Source organism: Microbacterium sp. Be9 (genome assembly GCF_011754135.1).
Taxonomy (GTDB): Bacteria; Actinomycetota; Actinomycetes; order Actinomycetales; family Microbacteriaceae; genus Microbacterium; species Microbacterium maritypicum_A.
Window position 1 is genome coordinate 1,222,303 of sequence record NZ_WNWT01000004.1, and the last position, 17,225, is coordinate 1,239,527.

The 17,225-nt window shown below is 68.9% G+C and carries 17 protein-coding genes and 1 tRNA gene; 3 read left to right on the top strand and 15 right to left on the bottom strand.

Annotated elements, in window-relative coordinates; genetic code table 11:
- Window positions 1–34 precede the first annotated feature (34 nt).
- A complete protein-coding gene (locus GLO27_RS10065) occupies window positions 35–787 on the bottom strand; it encodes an AAA family ATPase (protein ID WP_021198150.1) in 753 nt (250 codons plus the stop codon).
- A 68-nt stretch (window positions 788–855) separates the two neighbouring features.
- Entirely contained in the window at window positions 856–2,352 is a 1,497-nt protein-coding gene (locus GLO27_RS19795) for an L-serine ammonia-lyase, iron-sulfur-dependent, subunit alpha (protein WP_167254650.1), read from the bottom strand.
- 126 nt (window positions 2,353–2,478) lie between these two features.
- Between GLO27_RS19795 and GLO27_RS10075 the strand changes: the two genes are divergently transcribed.
- A complete protein-coding gene (locus GLO27_RS10075; protein WP_167253773.1) occupies window positions 2,479–2,775 on the top strand; it encodes a hypothetical protein in 297 nt (98 codons plus the stop codon).
- Window positions 2,776–2,789: 14 nt separating this feature from the next.
- Here GLO27_RS10075 and GLO27_RS10080 read toward each other — a convergent pair whose 3' ends face one another.
- Together GLO27_RS10080 and GLO27_RS10085 are read right to left on the bottom strand one after the other, a co-directional pair.
- Window positions 2,790–3,584, bottom strand: a complete 795-nt coding sequence (locus tag GLO27_RS10080) for an APH(3'') family aminoglycoside O-phosphotransferase (protein WP_136025300.1) — start codon at window positions 3,582–3,584, stop codon at window positions 2,790–2,792.
- A gap of 102 nt (window positions 3,585–3,686) precedes the next feature.
- Complete coding sequence (locus tag GLO27_RS10085) at window positions 3,687–5,417, bottom strand: FAD-binding protein (protein ID WP_029266059.1); 1,731 nt, start codon at window positions 5,415–5,417, stop codon at window positions 3,687–3,689.
- A 71-nt stretch (window positions 5,418–5,488) separates the two neighbouring features.
- Between GLO27_RS10085 and GLO27_RS10090 the strand changes: the two genes are divergently transcribed.
- Complete coding sequence (locus GLO27_RS10090) at window positions 5,489–6,424, top strand: LysR family transcriptional regulator (RefSeq protein WP_021198155.1); 936 nt, start codon at window positions 5,489–5,491, stop codon at window positions 6,422–6,424.
- 96 nt (window positions 6,425–6,520) lie between these two features.
- Here GLO27_RS10090 and GLO27_RS10095 read toward each other — a convergent pair whose 3' ends face one another.
- From GLO27_RS10095 to GLO27_RS10120, 6 genes are all read right to left on the bottom strand, one after another.
- A complete protein-coding gene (locus GLO27_RS10095; protein ID WP_167254652.1) occupies window positions 6,521–8,308 on the bottom strand; it encodes an IucA/IucC family protein in 1,788 nt (595 codons plus the stop codon).
- Entirely contained in the window at window positions 8,305–8,886 is a 582-nt protein-coding gene (locus GLO27_RS10100) for a GNAT family N-acetyltransferase (protein WP_084487211.1), read from the bottom strand. The genes GLO27_RS10095 and GLO27_RS10100 overlap by 4 nt, the downstream gene beginning before the upstream one ends.
- The gene (locus GLO27_RS10105) at window positions 8,883–10,208 is read right to left on the bottom strand and encodes a lysine N(6)-hydroxylase/L-ornithine N(5)-oxygenase family protein (RefSeq protein ID WP_167254654.1); all 1,326 of its coding nucleotides are present in this window, start codon (window positions 10,206–10,208) and stop codon (window positions 8,883–8,885) included. The genes GLO27_RS10100 and GLO27_RS10105 overlap by 4 nt, the downstream gene beginning before the upstream one ends.
- A complete protein-coding gene (locus tag GLO27_RS10110) occupies window positions 10,205–11,665 on the bottom strand; it encodes a pyridoxal-dependent decarboxylase (protein ID WP_292774748.1) in 1,461 nt (486 codons plus the stop codon). The genes GLO27_RS10105 and GLO27_RS10110 overlap by 4 nt, the downstream gene beginning before the upstream one ends.
- 189 nt (window positions 11,666–11,854) lie before the next feature.
- Window positions 11,855–11,927: transfer RNA gene (locus GLO27_RS10115), tRNA-Arg, on the bottom strand.
- A gap of 64 nt (window positions 11,928–11,991) precedes the next feature.
- Window positions 11,992–12,576 carry a hypothetical protein gene (locus GLO27_RS10120; protein ID WP_021198158.1) on the bottom strand — a complete coding sequence of 195 codons (585 nt, stop codon included), beginning with the start codon at window positions 12,574–12,576 and terminating at the stop codon, window positions 11,992–11,994.
- A 130-nt stretch (window positions 12,577–12,706) separates the two neighbouring features.
- On the opposite strand from GLO27_RS10120, the gene GLO27_RS10125 reads away from it, so the two are divergent.
- Complete coding sequence (locus GLO27_RS10125; RefSeq protein WP_021198159.1) at window positions 12,707–13,546, top strand: SDR family NAD(P)-dependent oxidoreductase; 840 nt, start codon at window positions 12,707–12,709, stop codon at window positions 13,544–13,546.
- A 25-nt stretch (window positions 13,547–13,571) separates the two neighbouring features.
- Here the strand turns inward: GLO27_RS10125 and GLO27_RS10130 are convergent, their stop codons facing one another.
- The 5 genes from GLO27_RS10130 to GLO27_RS10150 all read right to left on the bottom strand — a co-directional run bounded on the left by GLO27_RS10130 (window position 13,572) and on the right by GLO27_RS10150 (window position 17,223).
- On the bottom strand, window positions 13,572–14,435 hold the full coding sequence (locus tag GLO27_RS10130; RefSeq protein ID WP_167254656.1) for a hypothetical protein: 864 nt from the start codon (window positions 14,433–14,435) through the stop codon (window positions 13,572–13,574).
- On the bottom strand, window positions 14,432–14,677 hold the full coding sequence (locus tag GLO27_RS10135; protein ID WP_021198161.1) for a hypothetical protein: 246 nt from the start codon (window positions 14,675–14,677) through the stop codon (window positions 14,432–14,434). Before GLO27_RS10135 ends, GLO27_RS10130 begins: the two co-directional genes overlap by 4 nt.
- 108 nt (window positions 14,678–14,785) lie before the next feature.
- Entirely contained in the window at window positions 14,786–15,451 is a 666-nt protein-coding gene (locus GLO27_RS10140) for a GntR family transcriptional regulator (protein WP_167254658.1), read from the bottom strand.
- 111 nt (window positions 15,452–15,562) lie between these two features.
- Window positions 15,563–16,204: an NAD(P)-binding domain-containing protein gene (locus GLO27_RS10145; RefSeq protein ID WP_167254660.1), complete on the bottom strand. Its 642-nt coding sequence runs from the start codon at window positions 16,202–16,204 to the stop codon at window positions 15,563–15,565.
- A gap of 59 nt (window positions 16,205–16,263) precedes the next feature.
- On the bottom strand, window positions 16,264–17,223 hold the full coding sequence (locus tag GLO27_RS10150) for a GNAT family N-acetyltransferase (protein ID WP_167254662.1): 960 nt from the start codon (window positions 17,221–17,223) through the stop codon (window positions 16,264–16,266).
- Window positions 17,224–17,225: the final 2 nt, after the last annotated feature.

A 17,225-nucleotide genomic window follows, 5' to 3' on the forward strand; every position in this document is an offset into this window, starting at 1 on the left:
GCCTATGACGCGCGACGAGGGCACGGCGCGCGAGTCAATCGAGCAGATGGCGGAGGTAGCGGGTCGGATGCTCGAGGAACGAGCGCCAGTGGTTCACGATCTCGAGGTCGTCCCACTCCGCCGGACGCACACCCCACTCCCCCACTTCGAGGATCTTCGCGCCGGGAAGAGCAGCGAGCACCGGCGAATGCGTCGCGCACAGCACCTGGCCGCCCTCATCGGCGATGCGACGGAGCACGGCGATGAGCGCGAGCGTCGAGTTGAAGGACAGCGCCGCCTCCGGCTCGTCGAGGCAGTAGAAGCCCGGCTCGTCGAATCGGCTCTCCAGCAGGGCGAGGAACGATTCGCCGTGACTCATCTCGTGGAACGGGACGTCGCCGCGGGCCGAGGGGTTCTCCTCCAGGTAGGTGTAGAACGAGTGCATCGTCTCGGCGCGGAGGAAGAAACCCCACCGATTCGCCCCCACGCCACGCTGCAGCCGCAGCCAGTCCGACAACGGCGACTCGGTCGCGCGCGTGGTGTGTCTGGCCTGGCGGGAACCGCCCTCGGGAGAGAGCCCATAGGCGATCGCGATCCCCTCGACCAGTGTCGACTTGCCGCTGCCGTTCTCGCCGACCAGGAACGTGACGCCGGGGTCGAGGTCGATCCCCTCGCGCAGCACCTGGGCGACGGCGGGGATGCTCGTCGGCCATCCTGCGCCGGGTGCGGGGGCGTCGTCGTTCGGGCGCACCGCCACGACGGGCTGCTGACGTCGACGGCGGGAGGCCGGCTCCCAGAACTCATCCATCGTGATCCTCCGCGTGTCGTCTCGTGGAGGCTACCGGCATCCGGGGACACCCGCGCGACCGAGGACCGTCAGCACTCGATGACGTTGACCGCGAGGCCGCCTTCGCTGGTCTCCTTGTACTTCGTCGACATGTCGGCCCCGGTCTGGCGCATGGTCTCGACGACCGCATCCAGGGAGACGTAATGGCTGCCGTCGCCGCGCAGGGCGAGGCGGGCGGCGGTCACGGCCGTCGACGCGGCGATCGCGTTGCGCTCGATGCACGGAATCTGCACGAGTCCGCCGATGGGGTCGCACGTGAGACCCAGGTGGTGCTCCATCGCGATCTCGGCGGCGTTCTCGATCTGGCGGTTCGTGCCGCCCATCACCGCCGTCAGGCCGCCGGCTGCCATGGCGCAGGCGGAGCCGACCTCGGCCTGGCATCCGCCCTCCGCCCCGGAGATCGACGCGTTGGCCTTGAACAACGACCCGAGGGCCGTCGCGGTCAGCAGGAAGCGGCGGATGCCACGGCGACGGTTCGCCTCGGCGGTCTGCTCTTCGTCGAGGTCGCTCCCGTCGCTCACCGCGCGCACGTCCGACTCGAACCCGAGGAGTGCGCTGCCGACCAGCTCGCCGTAGGGCGTGACCGCGTTGCCCGCCCCGAGTCCGGAGTCGGCGAGGAACCGCCACCAGTACATCGCGACGGCCGGGAGGATTCCGGCGGCACCGTTCGTCGGCGCCGTGACCACGCGGCCACCCGCGGCGTTCTCCTCGTTGACGGCGAGCGCGAACGCGCCGAGCCACTCACCCGGAAGCTCACGATGGCCGTCGGCCTCGACCTCTTCGAGCTGGCCGCGGATCACTCCGGCCCGCCGCTTGACCTTGAGGATGCCGGGAAGCGTGCCGTCGGCGTGGAGACCCGCATCCACGCACCCCGACATCGCGTCCCAGATCGCGTCGAGGCCGGCCGCGACCTCTTCCTCGCTGCGCAGCGAGGTCTCGTTGAGTCGGGCCACCTCGGCGATCGAGAGTCCGTTCTCGTCACAGAGTGCGAGCAGCGACGCGGCATCCGCGTACGAGTACGGGAATCCCGAGGTCGTGAGCTTCGCCTCCTCGCCATCGCGCCGGATGAACCCGCCGCCCACCGAGTAGTAGGTCTCCTCGGCGACGACCTGCTCCGCGGAGCCCCAGGCGGTGATGGTCATGGCGTTCGGGTGACCGGGAAGCCGGGTGCGCGGCGCGAAGACGATGTCCTCCTTCGCGAAGGGCACGTCGTGCGCGCCGTCGATGCGGATCACGGCTTGTGCCGGCAGGTCGGTCCAGGCCGAGCGCACCTCGGCGGGGTCGCAGGTCTCCGGCGCGAGTCCGCGGAGGCCGGCGACGACGGCATCCGGCGTCCCGTGCCCGATTCCCGTCGCGCCGAGCGAGCCGTACAGTGTGCTTCCGATGCGGGTGACCTGCGGCAGGACGCCCGTCGCAGTGAGTCGTCGTGCGAAGTCGAGAGCCGCTCGCATCGGTCCGACCGTATGGGAGCTCGAAGGCCCCACTCCGATGGAGAAGAGGTCGAAGGCCGAGACGTACGCAGTCACCCCTCCAGGCTACGCCGGATCGGCGACTTCGGTTCACCGAGGTTAACTCGCCGTCCCGTCAACCCCCTACAGCCCCATCCGCCGCCGAGGCATCCTGAGCGGACGACATCATCGAAAGGGGTCCCCATGACCGACAGCACTCCCGAGCCCGCGCCCACCGACGAGCTCTCCGCCGAGGCGCAGACTCCGACTCCCACCCCGACCTCCGACACGAGCGACGGCGAGGTCACGACACCGGCACAAGCCGACTCCCCCGAAGACGCCGACCCGAGTGAAGTGCCCAGCACCGATGAGCTCGAAGAGCCGAGCACCGAGAAGGCCCCGGGCGAGGAGCCCAAGGCCCCGAAGCGCGACGAGCCCGAGCCCGATCACGAGGCGGTCGGCATCGGCGTGGTCGACACGGAAGAGCCGCAGGCCGGCTGAGACCCGCGACCGCGCTACCAGGTCAGCGGGTCGAGCCGCAGGTAGAAGTCCTGACGGGCAGAGTCGAGATCGATGCCGTACCGCGCAGCGAAGTCGTCGTCCGCCCGACGGGCGGTGCTCTCGTCGGGCCACGTCTCGCGGGCGTTCGCCAGGAGCAGGGCGATGTCGGCGTAGGGGTCGGCACGCCCGAGCCGGCCGACATCGATGAGTCCGGCGACGTGCGAGCCGTCGGGCGCGATCAGGATGTTCGGCAGGCAGAAGTCGCCGTGGCAGACCACCGCTTCTGCTTGCTCCTGGACGATCCGTCGCGGGAGCTCGCTCTCGAGGCCGGCGAGGATCCGCGACGGCGGCACATCCTGCAGCGCGACGGGCAGGAACTCGGTCTGCACCCGGTCCTCGGCGACCGTCGCTCTGGCTGCCGTCATCATCCCGTCCACTCCCTGGCCGTAGGGGCAGTCGGACACCGGGACGGCGTGGAGACGCCGCAGGATGTCGGCGATCGCCGGCCACGCCGCACGCAGACCGGCCGCATCGAGCCGGTCGGCGGGGACTCCCTCCACCGCAGAGGTCACGAGGGCACCGCCGTGCGCGGTGAGACGCCACTCGATCACCGACGGACCGGGGATGCCGACGCTCGCGAGCCATGCGATCCGGTCGCGCTCGGCCGCCAGTTCGTCCACCTGCGACGAGGGGACCACCTTGACGTATCGCCCACCGGCCTCATCGCGAAGCACAGCCGCGCCCGACTCGCCGCTCTCCACGGGCAGCCAGTCCGCACCATCGGGGAGCAGTTCTGCGGGAATGTGCATCTGCTCATCCTCCCGCACCGGATCCGCTCCGGTCGCACCTGATGCTGCCCGATCGTCGGCGGGACGACAGCAGGTGCGACCGGAAGCAGCCGCAGTGTGCTCTTACTCGACGAGCTTGCCCGCGGTGTCGACCTCGCGCATGAGCTCCGCGATCTCCGGCGAGATCTCTGGGATCGCCTCACGGGTCACGCCGTCCTTCGGCGACCACACCAGGTTCACCTGCAACGTGGGATCGGTGTCGGGGAAGTCGCTGCGGTTGTGGCATCCGCGGGTCTCCCGCCGCTCCAGCGCGGCCTCGAGGGTGGCCCGGGCGGCGAGTGCCGATGCCTTGAGGTCGAACGCATGCGCGAGGTCCTGGAACCCGGCGATGTCGGGGTGGATGCCGATGTCCTCCATGCGCCCCTCGATCATGTCGAGGTCGGCGAGACCGGCGCGCAGCCCCTCCTCCGAGCGCACCACACCGGCGTACTCGGTCATGAGGTTGCGGATCGCGCGCTGCAGGGCACGGACGTTCTCGCGCCCCTCGGCCGCCAGCAGATCGTCGATCTCGGCCCGCGCTTCCGCCACCGCGGTCGCCGACCGGCGCTGCGCGTCGAGCCCCGCCGCATGCTCCATTGCCGCCTGACCGACGATGCGTCCGTAGACGAGGAGTTCGATGAGCGAGTTGCCGCCGAGACGATTCGCGCCGTGCAGACCGCTCGACGCCTCGCCGATCGCATAGAGGCCGTCGACGTCGGTCTGGTGGTCTTCCGGACGCACCCAGACGCCGCCCATCGAGTAGTGCGCGGTCGGCGCGATCTCGATCGGATCGGTCGTGATGTCGAGCATCTGCAGCTCCATCATCGTCTGATAGACGCGCGGCAGACGGGTCATGATCGTCTCGCGCGGCAGGTGCGAGACGTCGAGCCAGACGCCGCCGTTCTCGGTGCCGCGCCCTTCCTGGATCTCGGTGTACGCGGCGAGCGCGACGCGGTCACGGGTCGAGAGCTCCATGCGCTCGGGGTCGTACTTCGCCATGAATCGCTCGCCGAGGGCGTTGCGGAGGATTCCGCCTTCACCGCGTGCGGCCTCGGAGATCAGGGTTCCCGCTGCGCTCTCCGGCTCGATGATGCCCGACGGATGGAACTGCACGAGTTCGGGGTCGCGGAGCCGCGCGCCGGCGTCCACCGCGAGACGGAAGGAGTCGCCGGTGTTCTCGTCGCGGCGGGACGAGGTGCGGCGCCAGATGCGGTTGTGTCCGCCCGCGGCGAGGATCACGGCGTCCGCGTGGATGAGGTAGCGGGTGCCGTCGGCCTGGTCGAAGCCGTAGGCGCCGAACACGACGTTGTCGCGCACGAGCAGGCGCGTGATGTAGACGTGGTCGAGGATCGGGACCTCGAGCTGCTCGGCCTTGCGCACGAGGGTGCGCTGGATCTCGAGGCCCGTGTAGTCGCCGGCGAACGCGGTGCGGCGGAAGGTGTGGGCGCCGAAGAAGCGCTGCGAGATGCGGCCGTCGTCTTCGCGGGCGAAGTCCATGCCCCAGCGCTCGAGGTCGCGGATGCCACGCTCGGCACCCTGCGTCACGATCTCGACGGTGTGCGGGTTGGCGAGCAGGTAGCTCTCCTTGATGGTGTCGGCTGCGTGCTGCTGCCAACTGTCGTCGGCATCCATCGTGCCGAGTGCCGCGTTGATGCCGCCGGCGGCGAGCGACGTGTGCGCATCCTGCCGCGGTCGTTTCCCCACGGCGAGCACGTCCACGCCGTGTTCGGCGATCTCGATCGCCGCCCGCAGACCCGACCCTCCAGTGCCGATGACGAGGACCGTGGTGGATATCTGTCGTTCGCGCGTAGCCATGCGATCCACGCTAGTTAGGGGATCCTAATAACTCCAATGCATAGTTCGAGTTGAAACGATGCGGGTAGGCTATGGTCATGAACCTCGAGCAACTCCGCGGGTTCGTCGAGGTCGCGCGTCTCGGACACTTCACCCGCGCCTCCGAGCACCTGCATCTGGCGCAGCCGTCGTTGAGCCGGCAGATCTCCACGCTCGAGCGCGAACTGGGCGCGGAACTGTTCCACCGCGCACGCGGCCACATCGCTCTCACGGCCGCCGGCGAGACCCTCCTCCCCCGCGCGCAGCGCATGCTCGCCGAGGCCGACGCCATTCGTGACGAGATGGGCGAGCTGGCCGGACTCCGCCGTGGACGCGTGCGCCTGGGCGCCCCTCCGACACTCTGCATCAGCCTGGTCGCCGAGGCCATCCGCGCTTTCCATTCCGCGCATCCCGGCATCGATCTGCACCTGACGGAGAGCGGCTCTCGCCGGCTCGTCGAGGAGCTCGCGGTCGGCGCCGTCGACATCGCCCTCATCACCGAGTCCGAAGGACCTCCTCCCTCTGGATTCAGCCTGACGCGGACCCCGCTCCTCACCGAGGAGCTGGTCGTCGTCTCGGCCGCGAGCGAGCCACCGGTGTCGAGTTCGGCGTCGATGACGCTTCACCACCTCGCCACCCTCCCCCTGATCGCCCTCGACGAGACCTACGAGCTTCGAGCCACCACCGATGCGGCTTTCCGCGCCGAGGGACTCCGACCCACCCATGTGCTCGAGGGCGCCGAGATGGATGCGGTGCTGCGTTTCGTCGAGCGCGGCGTCGGCGTCGCTGTGGTGCCGGCCATGGTTCTGCTCGATCGCCCCGCTCTTCGTTCGGTGCGACTGACGCACCCCATGATGACCCGCACGGTGAGCCTCGCCCACCGTGCAGACGTCACGCCGGCCGTCGCCGTCGCCGCGATCCGCCAGGTGATCGTCGCCACCGCCGCGGACGTCGCCGACCGCGACCCGGCGATCACCAGCCTGCTCTGATCGCGCTCCGCGAGACCGCACATCCACGGTCCCGCACATCCATCGCCCGGATGCGCGGGATGCCGAGGACGTCGCGAACCACCGCTGGTCATCCGCTCACCCTCCCTGGGTCGACAGCGGAATGGGCGACGAGCTGCGCGCCCGACCGATGGGATTGTCGAGCGTTCCGGCGTACATGAGGGAAGCGGACTGGTCCGCGAGGTCCACCATGCGCAGCGTGTTGCGCAGTTGCAGACGATTCAGGCACGAATGGGCGAATGCATCGGCCCGCAGATCGACGAGTGACTCGAGGTCGGGATGCCCATCGGCATGCTCATCGACCGTCTCTCCGACCAGGCGCCAGAAGCCCCCCTCAGTCAGGGTGCCGTCGATGTGGAGGATGCCCGCCAGGTGCCGGAGCACCCCATCGAAGACGTCGGTGAAGACGGCGAGCGCCTTCTCCTCGTCGCCGACGGGGGCGACGATGCGTCGCACCTCCTCCGGCAGCGTGCGCTCGGACAGTAGTGCTACTTCCTCACCGATGTCCTTCATGAACACACCGGTCGGCACGTTCCGCTCGAGGATGAGGATGAGGTTCTCGCCGTGCGGCATGAACGCGAGATCGTGGGCCAGCAGGCTGTGCACGATCGGCCGGAGATACGCGCGAAGGAACCGGTGGACCCACGCGGTCGCGGGGATACCGGAAGCACGGATGAGCGTGGTGACCACCGAGACGCCCTCGCCGTCGCGATGCAGGAGCGACGCCAGAGTCGCCAGTCGCTCAGCCCCGGCTGCCAACGGCACAGGGCTCTCACGCCAGAGGGCGGCCAGCATCTTGCGGTGGGCGGACGGCTGTGCGGTGCGGTGGTACACGTCGCCCGTGTAGCCGATCGACGCGCGCTCCCGGAGCACTCGGAAGCCGGCATCCGCGAATGTCGGGTCGGCGGCCACGAGCTCGGCCACCCAGTCGTTGATCGCGGGTGTGACGCGCATGTACGCCGGAGAGAGCCCTCGAAGGAACCCCATGTTCTGCACAGCGAGCGCCGTCTTCACGTAGTGCCGATGCGGATGGGAGACGTTGAACATGGTGCGCACCGATTGCTGGGCGCGATAGTCGTCTTCGCTCTCGCCGATGTAGACGAGGTCGCGTCGGGCGAGGTCGGGGGCGAAGGTGATGGTCACGCGGTTCTCCCACTGCCACGGGTGCACCGGCAGCAGGTGGAAGTCGGCCGGCTCCTCGCCGAGGTCGCGAAGACGGGTGGCGAAGCGATCGCGTTCGGTCGGGCTCAACTCGCCCGAAAGCAGGGTCTCCTCGGTGAGATCCGCGCCGAGGGCCAGATGCGATGCTGACCGTCGCGCGGCGACCCACACCAGGCGGAACGACCGGGCGGCCTCGGGAGCGAAGGTGGCATGATCCGAGACACCGAAGCCGATGCGCCCGTTGTTCGCGACGAAACCAGGGTGCCCCTCGGTCATCGCCGCCTCGATCGTCTGGAAGTCGGCGCCGGCCAGCTCCCGCGCCGACGGCCCACCCCGCGCGATCTTGAACATCGAGCCAGCGAGCGTGGACGCGATCTCTTCCAGGTACAACGGGAGAAGCTCATCCGACAGGCCGAGGGTCGGCTGCAGCTCGAGGATCAGCTGCTGCGCGTCCAGCACGGCATCTGTACCGTCGATGAGGCGACGGATGCTGCTCTCCTCGATGATCCAGTGCTCCAGCTCGGTACGCATGGCGCGGAACCGGTACTCGACGGCGGTGGAGGGCAAACCGACGCGCCAACCATCGCCGGAGGGCTCCGGGGCGATCAGCCGTTCGTGGCTGAACTCCGCGAGAGCCTTGGCCACCAGGTGACGCTGTGCGCGCTCCAGCGAATCGATCGTCAGGTGGGCGGCGGGGGCGATCATGCGCGTCCCTCTCGGTCGAGGCGGATCAGGTCGGACGCCGCGAAGCCGGCGCGGGTGCACACCGAGAGCATCGCGGTCTTGAGGTGCCCGCCCTCGTCGATGACGACGTGGCGCACCTCGTCGAAGCCGGCGCGCACGTTCTTCGCGCGGATGCGCGCGTTGCGCACATCCGGTTCGACGACCACGCGCTCCGCGCCGAGCTCATCGAAGCACCACGACATCACGGCGGCGAACACCGCATCGGTCAGCCCGTGTCGGGGGTCCTCGCCCGGAGGCGACACCAGGACGTGCATGCCGATGTCGCCCGGCACCGCGTCGTGGACCTCTGTCAGCAGCACCTGCGCCGGGTCATAGGTCTCGGCGTAGAACAGCGGGACCTCGTCGACCAGCCCGAGCCACGCCTGCTGGGCGGGATCAGCATCGACAGCGGCGAGATAGGCCGCGACGGCGGGGACATCCAGGTCGGTCATGCCCCAGTACGCCGAATGGGGATCGGCCAGCCAGCGGTGCAGGATAGCCGCGTCCCGAAGGGGGCTGGCGACGGTGAGCGATACTCCGATCCCGGTCGTCGTCGTCATCGCACGACCGCCCCGGGCACGGTGGACTCCCGGAGGGCATCGGCGGGGACACCGAAGTCCTGGAACGCGATGCGGCGCTCGATCGGGTAGACCTCTCGACCGAGGATCGACGAGAGGATCGACGAGTTGCGCCAGGCGCCGAAGCCGAGGTCCGGGGCGGTCAACCCATGGGTGTGCTCTTCACCGTTCTGCACGAAGACCCGCCCGCGTCCGCCGTCGACGCTGTAGTCGCGCGCGACGTCCATCCTGCCCAGAGCATCCCAGTCCAGACGGTCGGCGATGCCCTGCAGGAAAGGCGGCGTCTGGGCAGAGTACCCCGTGGCGAGGATGAGCGAGGCCGTCTCCCTGTCGTACTGCTCTCCGAGCTGGCCGTGCCGCAACGAGAGCCGGAAGCGCACGCCGTCCCACTCGGCGGCGGTGACCTCGGTATCGGCGAGGAGCGTCGTGGGCACTGGACCTTCGGCGCTGAGCCGATAGAGGGTGTCGTAGATGTCGTCGATGAGGTCGCAGGAGACACCCTTGTAGAGGCTCCGCTGCTCCCGACTCAGGTGCTGCCGCAGTGCGAGGGGAAGGCCATGGAAGTGATCGGTGTACTCCGGTGAGGTCATCTCCAGGGTGAGCTTCGTGTACTCCATGGGGAAGAACCGCGGCGACCGGGTGATCCAGTCGAGACGATAGCCGCCCTCGCGCGCACCCTCGAGGAGATCGCGGTAGATCTCGGCCGCCGACTGGCCGCTGCCGACCACCGTGATCGAATCCGTCGCGCGAAGCGCATCACGATTCTCCAGGTATGCCGAGCTGTGCACGGCACGGCCGGAGATGTCGCGGAGAGCCGTCGGGATCGTGGGGCTCGTGCCGACCCCGACGACGACGTGACGGGTGCGCAGTGTGCGCTCCTCGCCGGTGTCGGTGCGCATCGCCTGCACGATGTAGACGTCGTCGACAGGGTCATGCTCGACCCGCACGACCTCGTGATTCCAGTGCAGCTGGTGCAGCTGCTCGGCCGCCCAGCGGCAGTACGCGTCATATTCGGTACGCAGCGCATAGAAGCTCTCACGGATGTAGAACGGGTAGAGCCGCCCCGATTGCTTCAACCAGTTGAGGAAGGAGAAGCGCGAGGTGGGATCGGCCATAGTGACCAGGTCGGCCAGGAACGGCACCTGGATGGTCGAGCCCTCGATCATCATCCCGGGGTGCCATCGGAAGCTTTCCGCACGGTCGAGGAACACCGCGTCCACCCCGAGCGGATCCGCGAGACAGGCGAGCCCCAGGTTGAACGGGCCGATGCCGATGCCGACGACGTCGTGCACGTGCGCGGTCATGCCGTCGCCTCCGCGGCGACGAGATCCGGCGATATGCCCGCGAGAGCAGTCGCCGCGTCCTTCACGATGTCCAGGATCGTTCGGACGTCGTCGAGGGTGGCTTCCGGGTTGAGGAGAGTCAGTTTCAGGCAGGGCCGTCCGTCGATCACCGTCTTCGCGACGAGTGCACGGCCGGATTCGAAGAGCACGCGCCGGACCCCCGCGACGAGCTCATCCTGCACTGCGGGCGGCACATCCCCGGGACGCGCGCGGAAGAGCACGGTGCTGAGCTGGGTGCGACCCACCAGCTCGAGTTCGGGATCGGCGTCGACCAGATCGCCGGCGGCCGTGGCGAGATCGATGACCGCGTCGAACAGCTCGCCGATCTGCGCCGTCCCCATCGATCGGAGCGTCGCCCACAGCTTCAGCGCGTCGAAACGGCGCGTGGTCTGCAGCGACTTGTCCACCTGATTGGGTTCGTCGTTCTCCCGCGGGTTGAGGTAATCGGCGTGCCAGGCGCCCGCAACCAGATCCCGGGGGTCGCGCACGAGCAGGGCGCTGGAGGAGACGGGCTGGAAGAAGCTCTTGTGGAAATCGACGGTGACGGACCGTGCCCGTTCGATGCCTGCAAGAAGGTGCCGGCGCCGGGACGAGACCAGGAGTCCTCCTCCGTAGGCAGCGTCGACGTGCAGCCACAGACCGCGGGCGTCGCACACCGCGGCGATGCTCGCGAGCGGGTCGATCACGCCGCGGTCCGTAGTGCCTGCGGTGGCGACGACGGCGATGGGCACCCGTCCCTCCGCCACAGCCGCAGAGACCGCCGCATCGAGGTCAGCCGGAAGCATCCGCCCTGCGCTGTCGTCGGCCACCTCGATGACCGCATCGTCGGCGAGGCCGAGCAGCAGCGACGACTTGCCGACGCTGAAATGACTGGATGCCGTGGCGAAGACGACCAAGCGAGACATCGACGTCGTACGCGAGCCGCCGACCGCCGCCAGTGCCGCCTCTCTGGCGAGGAACAGCGCATGGAGGTTCGACTGCGTGCCCCCGGAGGTGAAGATGCCGTCGCCCGAGGCGAACCCCACCCATCCCGTCACGGCCTCGATCAGCCGACGCTCCATCAGCGTGCCCACCGTCGACTGGTCGTAGGTGTCGACCGAGGTGTTGACCGCGGCGAGGATCGTCTCGGCCGCGACGGCGGGGAGCGCCACCGGGCAGTTCAGGTGCGCCGCATACAGGGGGTGGTGAAACCACACGGCGTGGGCGAGGAAGAGATCATCGATCTCACGGATGGCCGACGCGGTGCCGATGCCGGAGCCGGCGAGGTCGACCCGATCGACGAGTTTCTGCAGTTCTGCGAGCGAGGCGCCGGACGTGGGTTGTGTGGTTTCGGTGAACCTTGCGGCCACCCGAGACGCCGTGCGTGCGATCTGGGAGCGGTAGACGTCGACGGTCGAGGAAGTGAGCAGCTCAGTCACGATGGACAACTCCTAAGTTAGGTTTGCCTATCCTACATATGATTTTTGGACTGTATAGAAAAACTCGCGACGTGGGCGGATGCGGACGTGGGCGGATGCGGCAGCATCGAGGACCGATGACAGCGGGCAGAAACGCAGAAACGGCCCCCACCGAAGTGGAAGCCGTTCCTTCACTGTCTCAACACAGTGTGCGCCCGAAGGGACTCGAACCCCTAACCTTCTGATCCGTAGTCAGATGCTCTATCCATTGAGCTACGGGCGCCCAGCCCGCTCAGCGGGCCGTAGAACAGCCTACAACAGTCCCGACGCGAAAGCGAAACGAGGCCTCAGTCCTCCACCGACGCGGCCTTCTGCTGCTTCTTCCGGCGCTTGGCCTTGGCCCTCTGCTCCGACGAGAGCGCCTGCAGATCGACGAGTCGAAGGGCCTGCATCCGCGCTTCGCGCATGCGGTTGTAATCGGGATCCTGATCCGGACGCATGCCCTCGACCCGCAGTCGGCGGTCGAGGTTGTGGCGCACATCCGCCCAGGCGGCGTCACGCGCCTCCTCGACGATCTCGGCGAGCCGATCGCGGTCCTGCATGATCTCTCGCAGGCGCACGGCAACGCCGGTGGACTGCTTGGCACGTCGGCGGAGGTTGCGCACATCGCGGTCGCGGTAGTCGTGCGTCCCCACCGGATCGGAGTGCCGGCCCCTCGCCCTCTTGCGCAACGCGGTGACGGTGGCAGCGGCCTCTTCCGACTCCTCGGCCATGGCACGAAGCGCCTCACGCGCGTCGTCGATGTACTTGTCCATGTCGAAGACGCCGTCTTCGGCGATGGTGCCGATGAGGATGTGGTTCTTCACGGCGAGGCGCGCCGCAGCGGTCGCGATCGCAACGCCCTCGGCGATGGCATCCGCTGTCCGTCCCACCGGTACCTCCTCTCCTTGAGCGTACCGGTATCACTGCAGCCCGGTGTCGGCCAGAATGGTTCGGAATCAGCTTGCCCCACCCATCCGACATCCGCGGGTTCGCACCAGGATCGCGCCGTGCAGGAGAGCAATGAAGCACCTCGAACTCACCGGCAGCACCACCGTGATCACCGGAGCGGCGAACGGGATGGGCGCGGATATCGCACGCCTGCTGGCGGCTCGGGGAGTACACCTCGCGCTCATCGACCACGACGCCGCGTCACTCGCGACGATCGCGGCCGAACTGCAGGGTGTGCGCGTGACGACGCACGTCGTCGACCTCCGCCACGACGAGGCCGTGTTCGCGACCGCCGCCGACATCACCGAGGCCCACCCGCGCATCAACGCCCTGATCACGTGCGCCGGCTCGTCGATGCTCGGCGACATCGACCAGCTCACCATGGAGGAGATGCGCTGGCTCACCGACGTGAACCTCTGGGGAACGGTCTCGGTCACCAAAGCCCTTCTCCCCGCGCTCCGCGCCGCGCCGGCCGCGCACATCACGCACCTGGCGAGCGTCTACGCACTCGCCGCCCCCGCCGGCCGCATCCCGTACGCGGTCAGCAAGTTCGCGGTGCGCGCGTTCTCCGAGGCTCTGCGGCACGAGCTCGAGGGCACCTCGGTGAGCGTCGGAGCCGTCTACCCTGCGGGGGTGCGCACCGGGATCATCCTGCACGGTCGCTACGCCGCGGCGATCGACCCGGAGGTGGCGGCCCGGGCCGCCGCCGCGCAGGCCGCGATGTACCACACCGAGCCCACCGATGCCGCGGCCCGGATCGTGCGGGCGACCGAACGACGGGCTGCGCGCACGATGGTCGGGCGAGAAGCCCGCCTGATCGACGTGCTCACCCGCATCGCTCCCGCCTCCTACTGGCGAGTGATGCGTCGCCCGCTGCGCGCGGCGATCGACACCACGACGCCGGCGACCTGAGGCGACGCCGGCGACAGGCTCCCGCTCAGCGGACGGTGCCCACCCAGATGGCCGAGGCCCACGCCTGCTGGTCGCCGTTGCAGCCGACCGATCCGGGATAGCCCCGCACCACGGCCATGCAGTTCGCGAGGAACTCCGGGTCACCGCCAAACAGCGCCCCGTACGCCCCGGATGAGGTGAGCGCGCCCCATACGCGGAACTGGTAGATGTGCGCGAGCTCATGCGCCATCGCCCAGTTCAACCGGCCGGCACTCCAGGTCGCGATGTCGGCGCGGTACTTGATGTATCCGTTGCTGTTCGCGCATGCCGGGGCGTTCCCGCCCGCACACGACGAGGACTCGTAGAGTCCCACGCCCCCACCACCGACGAGGTCGAGGGCTGCCCGCACCCGCGCGTACCCCTCCGGACTGCTCGACGACCACATCGGCCCTCCGGGACCCGAGCTCTGTGCCGCCTGCCAGGACGCGACCTCTGTGCCCACCTTCTCCGTGAGCGCGTGCAGGGTCGCCGTGGCCGCCGCGACGGTATCGGGGTTCTCCTTCTCGGCGGCGACGGCCTGCTGTGCCGACAGGGCGGCGGCGCGATGCGCGGCCGTATCCACCCGACCTTCGGCTCCCTGGAGTGCGGCGGTCAGGGCTTGGACCTCGGCGAGGAAGGCGGGCCGCAGCGCAAGGACGGCGGCGCGATCGGCGGTCTCCTGCTCTGCGCGTTCGACGGCCCCGTCGAGGTAGTCGGTGCGCTGGCCGGCGTCGCGATACTGGCCGTTCAGTGCGACGAGCTGTGCGACAGCGGTCGTTCTCTCGTGCTCGAGGGCGTCAGCTCTGCCGATCATCCCCGAGATGAGCAGCACCGAGGCGGCGAGGGTGACGGCCAGCACCCGGCGGATCACGGCAGGAACCCCGTCGTGTCGGCGATCTGCGCGTCCTGCTCAGCGAGCTTCGACCGCAAGGCGGTGAGCTTCTCGGCGAGTTCCCGGTTCTCGCCGCGCGACGTGTCCAGCGCGCCTTCGACGCGTGCGATCTCCGCTTTGACCGCGGCGATCGACGCCATGCGCTCCTGATCCGCGATCGCGACGAGCGTGATCCCGCCGACGAGCAACAGGCATCCGACCGCGACAGCAAGACTCCGCATCTCGCTCCCCAGGACAGCGCAACAGTTCCGGACCGACTCCGATCGCCCCAATATACAACCGGAGCCGACTCTGCGGTCCCCCGACCTGCGTCAGGGCGAACCGGCAGCTCAGGCCGTCAGGTCACTGTTCTCGGCGAGGCGTCGCTCGGCTGCGGACTGACCACTGGCGAGGTGCGCGGGGACGATCCGGCGCAATGCCTCGGTGTCACGCGCAGTCATCGCCTCGAGGATGATGCGATGCTCGTCCGCCATCGCGAGCAGATCGTCGTGCTGACCGAACAACCAGCGCAGACGCGTGAGGAACACGGCGATGAGCTCTCCGAGCATCTCGTTCGCCGCGAGTTCGACGGCGACCTCGTGGAACTCCGCTGCGGCCACCCTCGCAGCCTCGGAATCCTGCGCCTTCGCGGCCGCGAGCTCACGCTCGTAGACCTCGCGGATCCGGGCGATACCGGCCTGGTCGTGCCGCTCGGCGGCGAACACGAAGATCAGCGTCTCGATGGCCTCGCGCACCTCGGCGAAGTCCTGGATGTCCCGATGGGTGAACTCCCGCACGACTGCCCAGGTGCGGGGACGGGCGACGACGATCCCCTCCGCGACGAGCGTGCGGATGGCCTCCCGGACCGGAAGTCGCGACACATTGAGCTCTGCCGCGATGTCGCGCTCCACCAGGCGCGACCCCGGCATCCGCCGCCCGAGGATGATGTCATCGCGAAGGATGCGCGTGACCCTCACCGACTCGAGTTCGCCGCCTCCTGCTATAGCCCCCGCCATCTGGGCATTCTCGCACTCCCGGCGGTGTTCCTCAACTTTTGGTATCCCAAGCCCTCGCAGCGGCGGCGGCCCGGGCGGGGACGAGGGCTCCTCCCTCGCCCCCGACGATGCTCAGGGCAGGCGGTTCGCGATCGCGAGGTTCGCCGTGAGCTCTTCGGCAGTCTGCCGCACCACATACGCCGGGCGGTCGCGCTCGACCCTCCAGGACTCACTGAGCGGACCCACGTTGACGGTGTCGAAGCCGGCCTCGTCGTAGAAGCGCGTCACGAAGGCCACGGCTTCCACGTCATCGCCGGCCGTGGCCAGCGCGCGACGGTCGGGGGTGCCGGCCGGCGTTCCGTCGGACGTGATCTCCGAGGCGAAGATGTGGTTGAACGCCTTCACGATCTTCGCGCCGGGGAGCGCACGCTGCACCAGCTCGGACGTCGTGGTCTCCCCCTTGTCGAGGGCTTCGATGTGTCCGTCCCGCTCGAAGTAGTAGTTGTTGGTGTCGAGGACGATCTTGCCCGCGAGCTGCTCGGCCGGGAGCTGGTCGATCGCGCCGAGGGGCACAGTGACGACGGCCACGTCTGCGGCAGCAGCCGCGTCCTGCGCCGTCGCGGCCCGAGCCCTGGGCCCGAGCTCGGCGACCAGGTCGGCGAGTGTCTCCGGTCCACGCGAGTTGGCGATCACCACGTCGTAGCCGTTCGCGATCGCGACGCGTGCGACCTGGCTGCCGATGTGTCCTGCACCGATGATTCCGAGAGTTGTCATGTTGGCCCCAACGCCTCGCGCTCAGGGCTATTCCCGTCGAGTGCTCGCGTGACCGTGGCTCAGACCTCGCGCAGCAGGCTCTCCTCGGTGCGGCGGTAGCCGAGCTGCTCATACAGGTCGACGGCCCCCGTGTTGAAGCCGAAGGCATGCAGCCCGATCGAGTCCGCGCCGAGCCTGCGGGCTTCTCTCTCGGCGGCGTGCATCAACGCGCGTCCGTAACCTCTCCGGCGCTGATCCGCGGCCACCTCGATGTCGAGGATGAACGCCTGCGGACGACCGTCACGCCGCCGCATCCCGAACCACAGGATGCCGACCTCGGTTCCGTCGACAGAAGCGGTGAAGAATTCCTGTCCTTCGGTATCGAGCCCGTCGGGAAGCTCCTCGACCATCTGGCGATGCGACTCGGCGATGGCCTCCTCGGACGTGTAGCGCCCCGATGCGACGAGGTCGTGCGCGAACCCTTCCTCCGACGCTGCCGCGAAGCGGGGGAAACGTTCCGCGGTCATCGGCGACACCTCGACGTGGGGAGCAACGTCGCGCACCGGAAGCGGTTCGAGCACCATCTGGATCGAGGCCACCTCGAATCCGCTCTGTTCGGCGAACACCCGTCCGGCCGTGTCCTGCGGAAAGAGCTGCGCCCCGATCTGGGTGGCGCCCATGTCGCGGGCGATCGGGAGCAGGAGCGCGAGCAGCCCTTCGTTCTGGGCATCGCTCAGCGTCTCGGCACCGCCGAGGCCGATGTCGAGGTCGAGGTCGAGCAGGAGCATCTTCTGTCCGCTCAGGGCCAGCACGAGTGTTCCGAGTTCGCCATCCGCATCGTCGACGATGCGCATGACCCGCGTCGTCGAGGCCGCACCACCCTCCGGGAACAGGTCGCCGAACACCTGCTCTACGTGCCCGACAGCGTCCGCGCCGAGGCGTCGCCCCGACTCCCTGTTCCGGTCGATCAGGCGCTGCCGTGCGGTTGTCACCCACGCCTCGAAGCGGGTGGCGGGGAGGGGCTTCAGGTGCAGGGACATGC